General features: G+C 53.5%; 11 protein-coding genes, 2 tRNA genes and 3 rRNA genes. 4 read left to right on the forward strand and 12 right to left on the reverse strand.

Features of this window, described 5'->3' with window-relative positions; all coding sequences use genetic code 11:
* Positions 1 to 28: 28 nt before the first annotated feature.
* From cynS to AC1XYH_RS13470, 9 genes are all read right to left on the reverse strand, one after another.
* Positions 29 to 478 (reverse strand): cyanase, encoded by a 450-nt coding sequence (cynS, locus tag AC1XYH_RS13430; protein WP_483323678.1) that lies wholly within the window; start codon positions 476 to 478, stop codon positions 29 to 31.
* Positions 479 to 658: 180 nt separating this feature from the next.
* Positions 659 to 774, reverse strand: a 5S ribosomal RNA gene (rrf, locus tag AC1XYH_RS13435).
* 135 nt (positions 775 to 909) lie between these two features.
* A 23S ribosomal RNA gene (locus AC1XYH_RS13440) occupies positions 910 to 3798 on the reverse strand.
* Between the two features lie 300 nt (positions 3799 to 4098).
* A tRNA-Ala gene (locus tag AC1XYH_RS13445) sits at positions 4099 to 4174 on the reverse strand.
* A 25-nt stretch (positions 4175 to 4199) separates the two neighbouring features.
* Positions 4200 to 4276: transfer RNA gene (locus AC1XYH_RS13450), tRNA-Ile, on the reverse strand.
* Positions 4277 to 4343: 67 nt separating this feature from the next.
* Positions 4344 to 5880, reverse strand: a 16S ribosomal RNA gene (locus tag AC1XYH_RS13455).
* The 16S, 23S and 5S rRNA genes sit together here with 2 tRNA genes alongside, the layout of an rRNA operon.
* Positions 5881 to 6442: 562 nt before the next feature.
* Entirely contained in the window at positions 6443 to 7282 is an 840-nt protein-coding gene (pssA, locus tag AC1XYH_RS13460) for a CDP-diacylglycerol--serine O-phosphatidyltransferase (protein ID WP_483323679.1), read from the reverse strand.
* A 131-nt stretch (positions 7283 to 7413) separates the two neighbouring features.
* Positions 7414 to 7905 (reverse strand): acetolactate synthase small subunit, encoded by a 492-nt coding sequence (gene ilvN / locus AC1XYH_RS13465; RefSeq protein WP_483326383.1) that lies wholly within the window; start codon positions 7903 to 7905, stop codon positions 7414 to 7416.
* Positions 7906 to 7912: 7 nt separating this feature from the next.
* Positions 7913 to 9643, reverse strand: coding sequence for an acetolactate synthase 3 large subunit (locus tag AC1XYH_RS13470; RefSeq protein ID WP_483323680.1), 1731 nt, complete (start codon positions 9641 to 9643; stop codon positions 7913 to 7915).
* Positions 9644 to 10055: 412 nt separating this feature from the next.
* Here AC1XYH_RS13470 and AC1XYH_RS13475 point away from each other — a divergent pair, with 412 nt between their 5' ends.
* Entirely contained in the window at positions 10056 to 10490 is a 435-nt protein-coding gene (locus AC1XYH_RS13475; RefSeq protein WP_483323681.1) for a DUF4124 domain-containing protein, read from the forward strand.
* On the opposite strand, the gene AC1XYH_RS13480 is transcribed toward AC1XYH_RS13475, so the two are convergent.
* The 3 genes from AC1XYH_RS13480 to mrcB all read right to left on the reverse strand — a co-directional run bounded on the left by AC1XYH_RS13480 (position 10487) and on the right by mrcB (position 13912).
* Complete coding sequence (locus AC1XYH_RS13480; RefSeq protein ID WP_483323682.1) at positions 10487 to 10843, reverse strand: YqcC family protein; 357 nt, start codon at positions 10841 to 10843, stop codon at positions 10487 to 10489. The genes AC1XYH_RS13475 and AC1XYH_RS13480 overlap by 4 nt on opposite strands.
* On the reverse strand, positions 10840 to 11511 hold the full coding sequence (locus AC1XYH_RS13485) for a tetratricopeptide repeat protein (RefSeq protein WP_483326384.1): 672 nt from the start codon (positions 11509 to 11511) through the stop codon (positions 10840 to 10842). Before AC1XYH_RS13485 ends, AC1XYH_RS13480 begins: the two co-directional genes overlap by 4 nt.
* Before the next feature lie 73 nt (positions 11512 to 11584).
* Positions 11585 to 13912, reverse strand: coding sequence for a penicillin-binding protein 1B (mrcB, locus tag AC1XYH_RS13490; protein WP_483323683.1), 2328 nt, complete (start codon positions 13910 to 13912; stop codon positions 11585 to 11587).
* 123 nt (positions 13913 to 14035) lie between these two features.
* Between mrcB and AC1XYH_RS13495 the strand changes: the two genes are divergently transcribed.
* From AC1XYH_RS13495 to AC1XYH_RS13505, 3 genes are all read left to right on the forward strand, one after another.
* Entirely contained in the window at positions 14036 to 15580 is a 1545-nt protein-coding gene (locus AC1XYH_RS13495) for a bifunctional aminoglycoside phosphotransferase/ATP-binding protein (RefSeq protein ID WP_483323684.1), read from the forward strand.
* Between the two features lie 189 nt (positions 15581 to 15769).
* On the forward strand, positions 15770 to 16036 hold the full coding sequence (locus tag AC1XYH_RS13500; protein WP_483323685.1) for a TfoX/Sxy family protein: 267 nt from the start codon (positions 15770 to 15772) through the stop codon (positions 16034 to 16036).
* 208 nt (positions 16037 to 16244) lie between these two features.
* Complete coding sequence (locus AC1XYH_RS13505; protein WP_483323686.1) at positions 16245 to 17042, forward strand: cyclic nucleotide-binding domain-containing protein; 798 nt, start codon at positions 16245 to 16247, stop codon at positions 17040 to 17042.
* Positions 17043 to 17186 lie beyond the last annotated feature (144 nt).

Consider the following 17186-nt stretch of genomic DNA (forward strand, 5'->3'; position numbering starts at 1 on the left):
CGCTCTTTTTTGTTGCACACTCTGCACGTCAGTACTGTTTATAGGGCAAAAACTTACCCGACATTACCACGTTCACGCGATCGCCCTTTGGGTCTAACTCGCGCTGGATATCCATTGAAAAGTCGATAGCGCTCATGATGCCATCCCCAAACTCTTCATGGATCAACTCCTTCAACGTTACCCCATAGACACTTACCAACTCATACCAACGGTAGATCAACGGGTCAGTCGGCACGCTGGTCGGCAACGAGCCCTTATAGGGCACGATCTGCAGCCAGGCTATCGCCTCATCGGCAAGCCCGAACATCTCGCCAACGGTTTCTGCTTGCGCTTTGTCCAGCGCCATCTGCCCCAAGCAAGCAGCGGTGACCCACTCCTTACTCAAGCCAAGCGCTCCAGCCACCTCTGCCCACTTGAGGCCTTTGCTGACCTTCGCGGCCAGAATCATCTGCGTCACCTGCTCACGATTGCTAATCATCACGGCACCTTCCTGATTTAAGTAAGGTTTATTCCATGCAGTTAACATTCCAGAGTCACGAAGCAAGGGCTTAAAAGTGGATACAGGCAGCCGCAAAACGACGATAGCGAATCGAATTTGGTTTTTCGAGCGCGCAAAAAAATACCCTGATCATTGCTGATCAGGGTATTCGGTATAAGCGCTTGACGATGACCTACTCTCACATGGGGAGACCCCACACTACCATCGGCGATGCATCGTTTCACTACTGAGTTCGGGATGGGATCAGGTGGTTCCAATGCTCTATGGTCGTCAAGCAATTCGTTACTGCCCGGCAAAGCCGAACAGCTTAAAAGCTTGAATAAGTGATAGAAGCAATAAACAGTAATTTCGACAAGTTCTAGAACTGTCATTCTGTGTGCCCTGATAACACCAGATTGCTTGGGTGTTATATGGTCAAGCCACACGGGCAATTAGTATTGGTTAGCTCAACGCCTCACAGCGCTTACACACCCAACCTATCAACGTCGTAGTCTTCGACGGCCCTTTAGGGGAGTCAAGCTCCCAGTGAGATCTCATCTTGAGGCAAGTTTCCCGCTTAGATGCTTTCAGCGGTTATCTTTTCCGAACGTAGCTACCCGGCAATGCATCTGGCGATACAACCGGAACACCAGGGGTTCGTCCATCCCGGTCCTCTCGTACTAAGGACAGCCCCTCTCAAATCTCAAACGTCCACGGCAGATAGGGACCGAACTGTCTCACGACGTTCTAAACCCAGCTCGCGTACCACTTTAAATGGCGAACAGCCATACCCTTGGGACCGGCTTCAGCCCCAGGATGTGATGAGCCGACATCGAGGTGCCAAACACCGCCGTCGATATGAACTCTTGGGCGGTATCAGCCTGTTATCCCCGGAGTACCTTTTATCCGTTGAGCGATGGCCCTTCCATACAGAACCACCGGATCACTAAGACCTACTTTCGTACCTGCTCGACGTGTTGGTCTCGCAGTCAAGCGCACTTTTGCCTTTATACTCTACGCACGATTTCCGACCGTGCTGAGTGCACCTTCGTACTCCTCCGTTACTCTTTGGGAGGAGACCGCCCCAGTCAAACTACCCACCATACACTGTCCTCGATCCGGATAACGGACCAGAGTTAGAACCTCAAAGTTGTCAGGGTGGTATTTCAAGGTTGGCTCCACGCGAACTAGCGTCCACGCTTCAAAGCCTCCCACCTATCCTACACAAACAAATTCAAAGTCCAGTGCAAAGCTATAGTAAAGGTTCACGGGGTCTTTCCGTCTAGCCGCGGATACACTGCATCTTCACAGCGATTTCAATTTCACTGAGTCTCGGGTGGAGACAGCGCCGCCATCATTACGCCATTCGTGCAGGTCGGAACTTACCCGACAAGGAATTTCGCTACCTTAGGACCGTTATAGTTACGGCCGCCGTTTACCGGGGCTTCGATCAAGAGCTTCGCCGAAGCTAACCCCATCAATTAACCTTCCGGCACCGGGCAGGCGTCACACCCTATACGTCCACTTTCGTGTTTGCAGAGTGCTATGTTTTTAATAAACAGTTGCAGCGGCCTGGTATCTTCGACCAGCGGGGGCTTACGGAGCAAGTCCTTAACCCTCACCGGCGCACCTTCTCCCGAAGTTACGGTGCCATTTTGCCTAGTTCCTTCACCCGAGTTCTCTCAAGCGCCTTGGTATTCTCTACCTGACCACCTGTGTCGGTTTGGGGTACGATTTCTAGTTACCTGAAGCTTAGAAGCTTTTCCTGGAAGCATGGCATCAACCACTTCGCGTTCTAATGAACGCTCGTCATCAGTTCTCGGCCTTGATCTCCCGGATTTACCTAAGAAATCAGCCTACCACCTTAAACACGGACTACCAACGCCGTGCTGGCCTAGCCTTCTCCGTCCCTCCATCGCAGTAACTAGAAGTATGGGAATATTAACCCATTTCCCATCGACTACGCCTTTCGGCCTCGCCTTAGGGGTCGACTCACCCTGCGTCGATTAACGTTGCGCAGGAACCCTTGGTCTTCCGGCGTGGGAGTTTTTCACTCCCATTGTCGTTACTCATGTCAGCATTCGCACTTCTGATACCTCCAGCCAACTTCTCAATTGACCTTCACAGGCTTACAGAACGCTCCTCTACCGCTCATCATAAGATGAACCCGTAGCTTCGGTGTATGGTTTGAGCCCCGTTACATCTTCCGCGCAGGCCGACTCGACTAGTGAGCTATTACGCTTTCTTTAAAGGATGGCTGCTTCTAAGCCAACCTCCTAGCTGTCTAAGCCTTCCCACATCGTTTCCCACTTAACCATAACTTTGGGACCTTAGCTGACGGTCTGGGTTGTTTCCCTTTTCACGACGGACGTTAGCACCCGCCGTGTGTCTCCCGCGCTGACACTCACTGGTATTCGGAGTTTGCATGGGGTTGGTAAGTCGGGATGACCCCCTAGCCCAAACAGTGCTCTACCCCCAGTGGTGATACGCGAGGCGCTACCTAAATAGCTTTCGAGGAGAACCAGCTATCTCCGAGCTTGATTAGCCTTTCACTCCTATCCACAAGTCATCCGCTAACTTTTCAACGGTAGTCGGTTCGGTCCTCCAGTGCCTGTTACGGCACCTTCAACCTGCCCATGGATAGATCGCCCGGTTTCGGGTCTATACCCTGCGACTAAACGCCCTATTAAGACTCGGTTTCCCTACGCCTCCCCTAGACGGTTAAGCTCGCCACAGAATATAAGTCGCTGACCCATTATACAAAAGGTACGCAGTCACCCAACAAGTGGGCTCCCACTGCTTGTACGCACACGGTTTCAGGATCTATTTCACTCCCCTTACAGGGGTTCTTTTCGCCTTTCCCTCACGGTACTGGTTCACTATCGGTCAGTCAGGAGTATTTAGCCTTGGAGGATGGTCCCCCCATGTTCAGTCAACGTTTCACGTGCGCCGACCTACTCGATTTCACAACTAAGAGTCTTTCGTGTACGGGGCTATCACCCACTATGGCGGCTCTTTCCAGGGCCTTCCACTAAACTCAAAATTGCTTAAGGGCTACTCCCCGTTCGCTCGCCGCTACTTGGGGAATCTCGGTTGATTTCTTTTCCTCAGGGTACTTAGATGTTTCAGTTCCCCTGGTTCGCCTCACACACCTATGTATTCAGTGTGTGATACCTAGCTTATGCTAAGTGGGTTTCCCCATTCAGAGATCTCCGGATCAAAGGTCATTTGCCACCTCCCCGAAGCTTTTCGCAGGCTATCACGTCTTTCATCGCCTCTGACTGCCAAGGCATCCACCGTGTGCGCTTATTCACTTGACCATATAACCCCAAACAATCTTAAACTCAGTTAATTACTTAACCTTCGCTTAGATTATTGAGTGATATTAGGTGTACTACAGAATTAACGACAATTCCGGAACTTGCACTTGAAATTACAAGTTTACCTTAGCCACACAACATGCAGTGATACATGCCATGTGTCTGTACTTCTATCACATATCCAAATTTTTAAAGAGCGTCTGGTACAGAGACCAGACATCAATGATCCAGCTAGGCTGATCATTCATGTATGAACTCTGAGTTCCAATCTATGGCGAATTACTGTCTGCTGCGTCGTCCTGGTGGAGCCAAGCGGGATCGAACCGCTGACCTCCTGCGTGCAAGGCAGGCGCTCTCCCAGCTGAGCTATGGCCCCTTTCAGACCGGCACACCTCGACAATTGGTGGGTCTGGGCAGATTCGAACTGCCGACCTCACCCTTATCAGGGGTGCGCTCTAACCAACTGAGCTACAGACCCAATCGCCTTTCTTTATGAATCAAGTAATTCGTGTGAGTGCTTGAAGAGTGTCGTGTGATCTATCGATTAAGGAGGTGATCCAGCCGCAGGTTCCCCTACGGCTACCTTGTTACGACTTCACCCCAGTCATGAATCACACCGTGGTAACCGTCCTCCCGAAGGTTAGACTAGCTACTTCTGGTGCAACCCACTCCCATGGTGTGACGGGCGGTGTGTACAAGGCCCGGGAACGTATTCACCGTGGCGTTCTGATCCACGATTACTAGCGATTCCGACTTCATGGAGTCGAGTTGCAGACTCCAATCCGGACTACGAGAGACTTTGTGGGATTAGCTCCACCTCGCGGCTTGGCAACCCTCTGTATCCCCCATTGTAGCACGTGTGTAGCCCTGGCCGTAAGGGCCATGATGACTTGACGTCATCCCCACCTTCCTCCGGTTTGTCACCGGCAGTCTCCTTAGAGTGCCCACCATTATGTGCTGGTAACTAAGGACAAGGGTTGCGCTCGTTACGGGACTTAACCCAACATCTCACGACACGAGCTGACGACAGCCATGCAGCACCTGTGTCTGAGTTCCCGAAGGCACCAATCCATCTCTGGAAAGTTCTCAGCATGTCAAGGCCAGGTAAGGTTCTTCGCGTTGCTTCGAATTAAACCACATGCTCCACCGCTTGTGCGGGCCCCCGTCAATTCATTTGAGTTTTAATCTTGCGACCGTACTCCCCAGGCGGTCAACTTAATGCGTTAGCTGCGCCACTAAAATCTCAAGGATTCCAACGGCTAGTTGACATCGTTTACGGCGTGGACTACCAGGGTATCTAATCCTGTTTGCTCCCCACGCTTTCGCACCTCAGTGTCAGTATCAGTCCAGGTAGTCGCCTTCGCCACTGGTGTTCCTTCCTATATCTACGCATTTCACCGCTACACAGGAAATTCCACTACCCTCTACCGTACTCTAGCGAAGCAGTTATGGATGCAGTTCCCAGGTTGAGCCCGGGGATTTCACACCCATCTTACTTTGCCACCTACGCGCGCTTTACGCCCAGTAATTCCGATTAACGCTTGCACCCTCTGTATTACCGCGGCTGCTGGCACAGAGTTAGCCGGTGCTTATTCTGTCGGTAACGTCAAGATTGCAGCGTATTAAACTACAACCCTTCCTCCCAACTTAAAGTGCTTTACAATCCTAAGACCTTCTTCACACACGCGGCATGGCTGGATCAGGCTTTCGCCCATTGTCCAATATTCCCCACTGCTGCCTCCCGTAGGAGTCTGGACCGTGTCTCAGTTCCAGTGTGACTGATCATCCTCTCAGACCAGTTACGGATCGTCGCCTTGGTGAGCCATTACCTCACCAACAAGCTAATCCGACCTAGGCTCATCTGATAGCGCAAGGCCCGAAGGTCCCCTGCTTTCTCCCGTAGGACGTATGCGGTATTAGCGTCCGTTTCCGAACGTTATCCCCCACTACCAGGCAGATTCCTAGGCATTACTCACCCGTCCGCCGCTCTCAAAGGAAGCAAGCTTCCTTCTACCGCTCGACTTGCATGTGTTAGGCCTGCCGCCAGCGTTCAATCTGAGCCATGATCAAACTCTTCAGTTTTAATACTGATTGGGTTTTGTGAAAACCCTAAACTAGGCTCAGCTTTTACAAAAAACTCTAGAATTCACAGAGTAACTTGCTAGGCTGATAATCTTTCGGATCATCACATCCATTCAGCAAGCACCCACACGAATTACTTGATTCAAATTGTTAAAGAGCGATTCGGTCAGCGTCTCCGCCTAACCAAGGCCGCGAATTATACGCTAACCTTCTGTTCCGTCAAGCTTTTATTTGAAGTTTTTAACCGCTTCAAACACCGCTTGAGTGACTCGTTCCGGCTTTGCCGTTGCGTGTCAGGGAGGCGCATTCTACAGGAGCTAAGCCCCTTGTCAACACCTTCCGTCAAACTTGATGAGAGCTTCCCATCCACTGATTCAGACCTTAACTTCAGCCCCGAACCAGAGCGGCGCATTCTACGCCATCTCGCTTGCCTGTCAACCCTTATTTTCAAGCTAACTTATTGATTCATAAGCGCTTTACTTAGAGCTTCCTGCTCAGCGAGAGGGCGAATTATAGAGATCTCACACGCCGCGTCAAGCCCCAAATGACAGAATAATTACAATTACTGCTCAGCCTGCTCTACAGGCTGCTTATTCCGCTTCCGCCAGCGCCAAAGTGACATCACTGGACCCGATACGGTATAGCCTACAAAGATCGCCCAAAGGATCCGCGATGGGTCTGAAGAAATCACTGCGAACACTAAGACAACCACGAGAATCACGAAGAAAGGCACACGCCCCTTAAAGTCCAAGTCTTTAAAGCTGTAGTAGCGGAAGTTACTAACCATCAACAAGCCGCCCAGCGCAGTCATAATGCCGACCAACACCGAGATGCTACTGCCATCTATGCCGAAGTCAGACAATGACCAAACCATGCCTGCTACCAGGCCAGCACCGGAAGGACTAGGCAGGCCAGTAAAGTACCTGCCGTCATCATCACCTATATGGGTATTGAAGCGCGCCAATCGCAATGCTGCGCCGGCCACATAGATAAAAGCGAATAACCAACCGACTTTACCCATATCGGTCAGCGCCCAACTAAACACTACAACGGCCGGCGCTACACCGAACGCCACCATATCCGACAGGCTGTCGTATTCCGCACCGAAAGCGCTCTGGGTATTTGTCAGGCGCGCCACGCGTCCATCCAGGCCATCAAGCACCATCGCCACAAACACAGCGACTGCCGCATGGGCAAAGTTACCGTCCATCGCGCTTACGATGGCGTAAAAGCCAGAAAACAGCGCTGCCGTTGTGAACAGATTGGGCAGCAGGTATATACCTTTGTGCCGCACTTTTTTGCCGTCCGGACCATGACTCTCTTCTACATGCTCATCAATAGGCAGCATGGAGGAAGGTACATCCTGATCGGAGTCCGGTTTATTGGTTTGCTGCTCTGTCATGACATCACCTTATCAAGAATACCGAGCTGAACAGTGTGGCAACAAGGCGTATAAATAACCAGTGCTCGCCACTACAGACATAAAAAAACGCGGCCCAAGGCCGCGTTTTCTTCAAAACCACAACAAATCAATTAAATACTTAGAACTTTTTCGCCACGTGCAATACCAGAGACACCGGTACGCACGACTTCCAGCACCGACGTCGGACCAACCGCCTCGATAAAGCTTTCCAGCTTATCGGTTGTGCCTGCGAGCTGCACGGTGTAAACGCTCGCCGAGACGTCAACGATCTGCCCACGGAAGATATCCGTTGTACGCTTAACTTCTGCACGCTGTGCACCCGTCGCCTTGATTTTCACCAGCATCAGCTCGCGCTCGATGTGGGGGCCTTCCGACAGGTTGACCAGCTTCACCACCTCAATCAGCTTGTTGAGGTTCTTGGTAATCTGCTCCACTACCTCGTCTTTGCCTACGGTGGTCAATGTCAGGCGCGACAGAGTCGGGTCTTCAGTGGGTGCCACGGTCAAGGTCTCGATATTGTAGTTACGCTGTGAGAACAGCCCAACCACACGAGACAACGCGCCTGGTTCGTTTTCCAATAATACGGAAATGATGTGTCTCATACTCATATCAGGTGCGCTCCGTTTTGCTCAGCCACATATCCCGCATGGTGCCACCCCGAACCTGCATAGGGTAAACGTGCTCACTGGTGTCCACGGCGATATCGAGGAAGACCAAGCGATCTTTCATGGCGAAGGCTTCTTCCATCTTCGGCTTCAGATCCTTGAGCTCGGTGATACGCATACCAACGTGACCATACGCCTCAGCCAAACGAACAAAATCAGGCAGTGAATCCATGTAAGAGTGTGAGTAGCGGCTGCTGTATTGCATATCTTGCCACTGACGCACCATACCCAACGCACCATTGTTGAGATTGATGATTTTCACTGGCAAGTCGTATTGCAAGCAGGTCGACAACTCCTGAATGTTCATCTGAATACTGCCTTCACCGGTCACGCAGGCAACGTCTGATTCAGGGAAGTTCATTTTCACGCCCATCGCTGCCGGAAAACCGAAGCCCATGGTGCCGAGACCGCCAGAGTTAATCCAACGATTAGGCTTGTCGAACGGATAATATTGGGCAGCGAACATCTGATGCTGCCCGACGTCCGAAGACACGTACGCATCACCCTTGGTCACTTCCCAAAGGGTTTCGATAACGTTCTGCGGCTTGATAATGGAACCGTCACCCGCATCATAGGGGAACAACTTGCCATCACCACGCCATTCATCAACCTGCTTCCACCACGCAGCCTGCCCTTCCTGATCCGGCTGCTGATTGATCTCTTTAAAGATCGCAATCATTTCGCTCAGCACGCTTTCAACCGGGCCAACGATTGGAATATCCGCCTTTACCGTCTTGGAGATGGAGGCCGGATCAATGTCGATGTGAATAATCTTGGCATTCGTGCAGAATTTGGCTGCCGTATCACCGTTGATAACCCGGTCATCAAAACGCGCGCCAATTGCCAATATCACATCAGCGTGATGCATAGCCAAGTTAGCTGTATAGCTACCGTGCATGCCCAGCATGCCGAGGAACTGACGATCAGTGCCAGGATAGGCACCCAGCCCCATCAAGGTGCTGGTGATCGGCACATTGAACGACTTGACCAGCTCAGTGAGCTGACTGGACGCGCCCCCCAGAATCACGCCGCCACCGGAATAGATGATCGGGCGCTTGGCTGCCAACATCATCTCGACAGCTTTACGAATCTGACCAGAATGACCACGAGTCGCTGGGTTGTAAGAGCGCAGCTTGACTTTTTTCGGATAGCTGTATTCGAACTTGTCGGCTGGATTACCCATATCCTTGGGAACATCTACCACGACTGGACCAGGGCGACCTGTCTGCGCCAGATAGAACGCCTTCTTAATGGTCTCAGGAATATCACGCGGGTCCTTGATCATGAAGCTGTGCTTCACGATAGGACGGGATACACCCACCATGTCGGTTTCCTGGAACGCATCGGTACCCACCACGTTACTGGCAACCTGACCGGAAATGATCACCATAGGGATCGAGTCCATATAAGCCGTCGCAATACCGGTAATGGTATTGGTCGCGCCCGGACCGGAGGTAACCAAAACAACACCGGCCTTGCCGGTAGCGCGCGCATAACCATCGGCCATGTGAGCGGCGGCCTGTTCGTGGCGCACCAAAATATGCTCAACATCGTCTTGACGGAAAATCGCATCGTAGATGTGCAGCAGGGCACCACCCGGATACCCGTAAATATATTTAACACCCTCGTCACGCAATGAGCGGACGACCATCTCAGCGCCGGATAAAAGCTCCACTTTTGAATCACCTCTAGCATGCCGTCCACCATAGGTGGGCAGCCGGGTACCTGTTTACTGCTCGGCAGCGCAGTGACAACGGTAGTTGCCATGCATCAGCTTGACTACGTGCTTGGAGACTTACTCCTGATATTTGGAGCTGCCTCCCCCAGCGCGAGGTAGCGCGTGCGGGTGCCAGGCCAGGAGTTGGCGGGTTTCGCCTCCCGGATTGAGCAACAAAGCCTGCCGCATCGGTTGCGGGTGAGCACCAATAGCAGCTGGCTTATGAGAACCACGAATTGTTTACACTCAAGGCCGACAAGTCAAGCCAAGTTGCACAATTACGCACAGCGGGATGTACCCGAAACAGTGGCTTTAGCTATAGTGGCAGGGCAACTCGCCACAACCGCACCACAACAAGGAAGAAAACAGCATGCGCAAAACGGTAATCGCTATTGCATTGGGCCTGACCTGCACGCACGTGATGGCAGAAAAACTCTACAAGTGGGTAGACGAAAATGGCGTCACTCAGTTCAGCCAACAACCGCCGGCCAGCAATCAGTATGAGCGCATGAACGTGACCCCGCCTCCCGCGCTGGGCAGCACACCACCACCCACCGCCGAGACACCAACAGCGACTGAGCCTGATCCGGGCAATGAAAACGCTGCAGCGCAAAAAGCCGAGAGTGAACAGAAAGCGATGCGCGTCGCACAGTGCGCGAAACTGCGCGAAGACCTCACTACGCTAGAAAACAACCCGCGCCTTGGCAGGACCAATGCAGATGGCGAGATGGAGCGCATAGGTGAGGACGAACGGCAAAGCATGATTACCACCGCGCGTGAAGAGCTGGCGAGCTACTGCAACTAGCCTTGTGAGATAGGCTTGGATTGGGCTAGCAGGGATGTCAGCCGGTCTACCTCTGCAATCACCAGCAGCAACGCCAGCTTGCGGCGTCCGAAAGGAGCGAAGGCCACCTCGGCCACAGGTTGAATCTCGCATTTAACCGGCAAACTGGCCCGCTGATTGATCACCGTGACCATGCGTGGAATGAAAACCCACTGTAGCCACTGCTCAAAATCCAGGGTATCCACGCAAAAAGGCGTCGTGCTGCTCAAACGCTCTAGCTCTGGACGTACCTCCGACCATAACCCTAAGCTACGCAGTTCGGACTCCAGCGCCAGCAGCGCATCTGCCAGTGCAGCCCATTGGTCCGGTCTCAAGACGAGACTTTAGCTCGCTGCCTGGCCTGCTCAGCACCCGCAGCATCGCCCTGCTGCTCACGCGCCTGCGCTACTAGCTCCCATAAACCCGCTTGCAGCTCGGGCCGGCCTGAAGCGTAGCTTAAGCCGCGTTGAGCGAGCTGCTCAGCTTGGGCAGCGTCACCCTGCCCCAGCCGAACTTGCGCCAAACGATACAAAACCTGCGGCTCGCGCGGAGCAATTCTCATAGCGCGCTCCAAGCTGGCATTAGCGCCGTTCAAATCGCCGTTACCCTCTTGCTGCCGCGCGGTGGTGAGCAGCGCCAATACCGGACCGTCAAGCTGCTCATCCTGCTGCAGCCCGCCACTACCATTACTGGAGCTAGAGCTGGAATTCGCAGAGCTCGGTATCGAAGTAACCCCAGAACCGGTTTGCAGAGCGGGCTGCGAGTCAAGCGGGTAAGACTCAACCTGACTGGAACCTCCTTCGGCATTCGGCACCATCACCACAACACCACTGTCGCGGCGCTGATCGGTGACCGGCGTTGCCGTTGTAACCCTGCCGGCGCCGGTCTGCAAATCTTCGTTGGACACAGGACGTCCATTGTCGACCACCGGAATTGCGCCACCCGAACCGGCACAACCCGCCAGCACTGCCAATATGGCTGCCAGCGGCGCAATTTGTCTGATACCCATTTGCTTCATCCTCTCGTTACAACCGCTCGTGTACCAACTTTGATCGCGGCAGTGTACGCAGTGCTGCTCAACGCAGCCAGCCACGAATGGTATCCAGCACCTTACTGGCGCCATCTTGCAGTGCTTCGGTATCAATCACCGGCCGGCAACCTGGCCCCGGCAGCGGCTCAAAACCCTGTTTAAATGGTATCTCAATGCTGCCAACACAAGATGGGTCACTACCTAAACCTGTCGCCGGATCGGCCCAAGCCTTGACGATGCCACCAGGCGGCATGGCCGAAAGACTTTGTGGATGCGCTTCACCCATAAACGTGCTCCAGACCTGCAGTGCGCCCGTGGCGCCGGTCAGACGGGTGCGACCATTGTCGTCACGGCCTACCCAGGCAACAGCTACTAAATCATCAGAGAAACCGGCGAACCAGCTGTCACGCAGATCGTTGGTGGTACCCGTCTTGCCGGCCAAGCGAACGCTGGACGGCACCCGGTTGTAAGCTGAACGACCTGTGCCCTCAGTCATCACGTGCGACATGGCTTCCTGGGTTAGGAAGATGCTCGCCGAATCAAAACGCTGACGCACCTCGAACGGGTAGCGCTTGAGTGGCTCACCTTGCGCTGTCAGTACGTTGCGAATCGAGCGCAACGGCGTGTTGAAACCGCCGTTAGCTAGCGTTTGATACATATCGCTAACCTGCATTGGCGTCATCGCACCCGAGCCCAACAACATTGATGGGTAAGCTGGCCAATCGTGCTCCACACCCAAGCGACGCACGGTGTTAAGCACCTTGTCGACTCCAACATCCATACCCAGACGCACCGCAGCCTGATTATAGGATTTGGCCAGCGCCAGATAAAGCGGCACCAGACCGTGGCTTTGCCGGCCATAGTTCTGCGGTGACCAGGTCTTACCGGGCTCAGCCTCCAGCTCAATGGGCGCATCATCAATCGGCGTAACCAATGAATAGCGATCAGCTTGCTCAAGCGCGGTCAGGTAAATAGCGGGCTTGATCAAGGAGCCAATCGGCCGCGACGCATCCAGCGCGCGGTTGAAGCCGGAGAAGCGCGGATCACTGCCGCCCACCACCGCCAATACTTCGCCAGTCTGCGCACCTGAGACCACCATCGCAGACTCCAGCGGCACGTCTTCCGCTGCCGGCCCAAGACGTTTCAAGGTAGTTTTAACGGCCTCTTCAGCCTTGTGCTGTAACAACGGATCAAGACTGGTGAAAATACGCAAACCTTCGCTGGTCAAATCTTCATCACGGTAATCGGCGCGCAGCTGACGTTTAACCAGATCCATAAAGGCAGGGTAACTGGTATCCGCCATGCTGCCGCCGGCCGAGACGTCCAGCGGCTTGTTTTTGGCCTGCACAGCCTGCTCATCGCTGACCATGCCCTGCTCGGCCATCAAATCGATCACCAGATTACGACGGGCCGTTGCGCGCTCGGGGTTACGGCGCGGATTGTAGTAAGACGCGCCCTTGACCATACCCACCAACAAAGCCACCTGGTGCAGTTGCAGCTCCTGCAGCGGCTGCGCGAAGTAATACTGACTGGCAAGACCAAAACCATGAATCGCGCGACTACCATCCTGTCCGAGGAAAACTTCGTTCAGATAGGCTTCCAGAATTTCTTCTTTGGAGTAATGCAACTCCAGCAACATCGCCATCATCGCTTCAAGACCTTTGCGGATGATGTTGCGGTCGCTGGAAAGATAAAAGTTTTTGACCAACTGCTGGGTCAAAGTACTACCGCCCTGACGCAAACTGCCAGAGGTCAGATTGACGTACATCGCTCGAGCAATGCCCTTGGGCGAGACCCCGAAGTGCTGGAAGAACTCGCGATCCTCAACCGCCACCAGTGAATCAACTAGATAAGGCGGAGACTGATCCAGGCGCACCAGGATGCGGTCTTCATTGTGCGCAGGATAAATACCGCCGATCATCATCGGCTCCAACCGCGCCATCACCAGGCTGGCAGAACCGCTGAGACTGGCAACTTGCTCACCATTGAAGCGCACATTCACGCGCTGCGCAGGTTCCGTGCCTTCAAAGAACTGGAAACCGCGGGTATAAACATCAATTTGGCTGCCACTCACGGCCATCTGTCCCGGACCGCTAACCGAGTTGACTGGACGATAACCTAGCGCTTTGAGCTCGGTCAGAAAATCATCGTGCGTAAGATGCTGACCGGCATACAACTCCAACGGGCGAGCAAAAACCTTGGCTGGCACAGACCAACGCTTGCCGGAAAATTTTTCCTGCACTATGGCGTCGAGATACATAGCCAGTGCCGCCAGCAAAACCAGACCAACCAAGCCCAGCTTCAACACCCAACCACCCAGGCGCTGCTTCATACTCGCTTTCTTTTTTGATCGCGCCTTGCGTTTTTTAGCCATATCGCCCTGCTTTACCTCACACCCGTTGAGACCGTCAGCACACTAACGACCTGTTGCCATGGTTGGCCTGAGACCAGCCAACCCGCATAATGTTCTCATTGTCAGCCCCAGCAAGGAAACTCCGTGAGCCAAACCTTATTAAAAGCCCTACAAAACCCCGCGCTCTACGACCACCCGGTGGGCGAGTTCACCCTGATGGAAACCCATATTTCCTGGGTACTGTTGACCGGCGACTATGTATACAAAATCAAGAAGCCAGTCAATTTTGGTTTTCTTGACTACTCCAGCCTGGAGCAGCGCGCGCATTTCTGTGCTGAAGAAGTCCGTCTAAATCGCCGCCTGGCGCCCAGCATGTATCTCGATGTCATTGCCGTACGCGGCAGTCTGGAGTCACCTACTCTTCAAGGCGATGGCCCGATCATCGAGTACCTGGTAAAAACCCGCCAGTTCCGCCAGCAGGACCTGCTGGGCAATATGCAACGCGAAGGTCGGCTGGAGAACCGGCATATCGACGAACTGGCCAATACGCTGTCGCGCTTTCATGCACAGATCGCACATGCCACCAGCGACATGCCTCATGGCAACCCAGATCAGGTTTACGCTCCGACCGCGCAAAACTTTCAGCAAATCCGTCCTTTTCTCACCAGCGCAGAAGACCTTAGCCAACTCGATCAATTAGAACAGTGGGCGAATACTACCTATCAGCGCCTGATTCCCCAAATGGCAGAACGCAAAGCGGCTGGCTTGGTTCGCGAGTGCCACGGCGACATCTACCTCGACAACGTCACACTGATCGACGGACAAGTGACTCTGTTTGACTGCATTGAGTTCAATGAGGAGTTCCGCTGGATCGATGTAATGAGTGATGTGGCCTTCATGGCCATGGACCTGGAAGATCGTGGCCTACCCGGCCTGGCCCAGCGTTTTGTCAGCGGCTACCTGGAAAATAGCGGCGATTATGAAGGCCTTGCCGTACTTAATTATTACAAAGCTCACCGCGCGATGGTGCGCGCGAAGGTCGCCCTGTTTGGCCTGAGTGACGACAGCAGCGCAGCCGAGCGCGAACAAATATTCCAGCGCTACCGCAGCTATGCGGACCTGGCCGAGCGTTACACCAATGTGCCGGTACGCTTTGGTTTGCTCACCTTTGGCTTGTCCGGCACTGGCAAGAGCACCTTGGCACAGCGTTTGGCTGGCGAGCTCGGCGCTATACGTATTCGCTCCGATATTGAGCGGAAGCGACTGTTTGGCGACGCCGATACTCCAACCGCCGATGAGGGGCTTTATGCACCTGAGCGCAGCGCCAAGACCTATGATCGCCTTGCCGGTCTGGCCAGGCTGATTCTAGGTTGTGGTTTTTCAGTCATTGTCGACGCTACCCATCTCAAACGCGCTCAACGCGAGCAGATGCGTGATGCCATTGAAGAACAGTGCGCGCCCTGCATGATCCTGCACTGTGACGTGCCCATGGACACTATCGAGCAGTGGATTGAACAACGTCGCAGTGCCAACAACGACCCTTCCGACGCCACTCTTGCGGTGGTACAGCAACAACAGCAGCAAGCTGAGCCGCTGGATGAATCGGAGCAACAGATCAGCCTCCAAGTCGACACCAGCAGCAGCAAAAGTATGCAGGCACTCTCTGAGCAGCTAAAGAGGCGCTTATAACCCGTACCAGAGCGATTCTGTACGGATTCAATAGAGCTATCTACACTGGTATCGGGATACCAATAAAAAGAAGCCCGATACCATGCTGCAAAACAGATCTGCGCTCGGTTGCCATACCGGGCACTCATACCAGCTCCTACTCTTTGGTTGCCACTTCCAGTCCTTGCTGTCCAGCAACGCGGGGTGCACATGAACCAGGACGAGCTACTCGGCTTACGCAACCTGGGCAAGACTTCTGCCCAGTGGCTGCATGCAACCGGCATTCACGATCTTGAACAACTACGCCAGCTGGGCCCTGTCGGCGCATACAGCGCTGTGCGTGCACGTGGCTTTCACGCTTCCAAGGCGTTGATGTTCTCGATTGCTGGCGCGCTGCAAAATGTACACTGGAACGACCTGGACCCTCTCTATAAAGAACAGCTGCTTCAGCAACTGCAGGAACAGTCCCCGCCCTAAGCACTTTGCGGTGAACGGCTTGTTTCCGCGACACACCTCACAAGGTCAGCGTAAAGCGGTTGCCAGAGCACATTAGAGGCTTTTATGTTGACGAGCAGAGGGGACACTGCAGTAATGTATGTCTGGCGCTGCGGCCCAGCCGGTATCTGCCAAAATGGAGCACCGCCTCGTATTGGCAGACCAGGATCCAATTAAAAGGAATTCAGTTATGTACCTTATAGGTGATCAGCCCCCCTACGCTGAGAAACTCATCAACACCCTGCAGCGCATCCCAGAGCAACTCTTGGTAGGCCTCGACCCTTGTGACGCCCCCATAGAGCTGGACGCAGTCGAGGATCTTTATCAGCATATTGGCCACAATCGTTTGTATCTTTTGAAAAGCGGTCTCTTGCATGCGCTGATCGACGGCAAGCCGCTATTTTATATTCAAGAAGGCGACCTCATTGGCTTGCGCCAAGGCCTCAACACTGCGCCTTGCAGCTACCTCAGTGAGGAGCCGCTGACACTGATCCCCTACGACCGCGATGCGCTATTCAAACATATCCACAGCAACAGTCAGCGTCAGGAGCAGTTTACCCAGTACATTCTTGGCCAAGCCGCGCTGATGTCAGATGCTTTGGCCCACAGCAAGCAACCGGAAGTTCGCCCGGTCACAGGCTTTCAGCATTTTGCTCCGGGCGCTGAACTGATTCGTCAGGGCGACGACGCTGATCATGTATTCATCATCACTGAAGGTCATGCTGAAGCGTTCGTCGAAGGCATCAAGGTGGGTGACGTTCAAAAAGACGAGATATTTGGCGCCATGGCGCTGTTCACTCGTGAAAAGCGTTCCGCCACCGTCATCGCCAGTGCAGCTACTACCGTCATGATGATTCCGAAGGAGCAGTTTCTTGCTTTGATGCAGAGCAATCCACGTATTGCGCATAGCTTGATCGAAAGCATGGCGCGCCGGATTGACCTGATGAACAAGGAATTAACGCACTACAAGCAAGGCAATGGAAAATAGTTCTCATTTACACTTGACGTGTAAATGATATGCGTTATCATTAGCAGCAAGTCATCGCGAGATGGCTTTGATAACAGATTGTCGCGAGACAAACGGTTATCTCCTCATCAGGCTAATCACGGATTTCGCCCACTCCATGAGTGG

Source organism: Pseudomonas sp. GW-45, assembly GCF_056896675.1.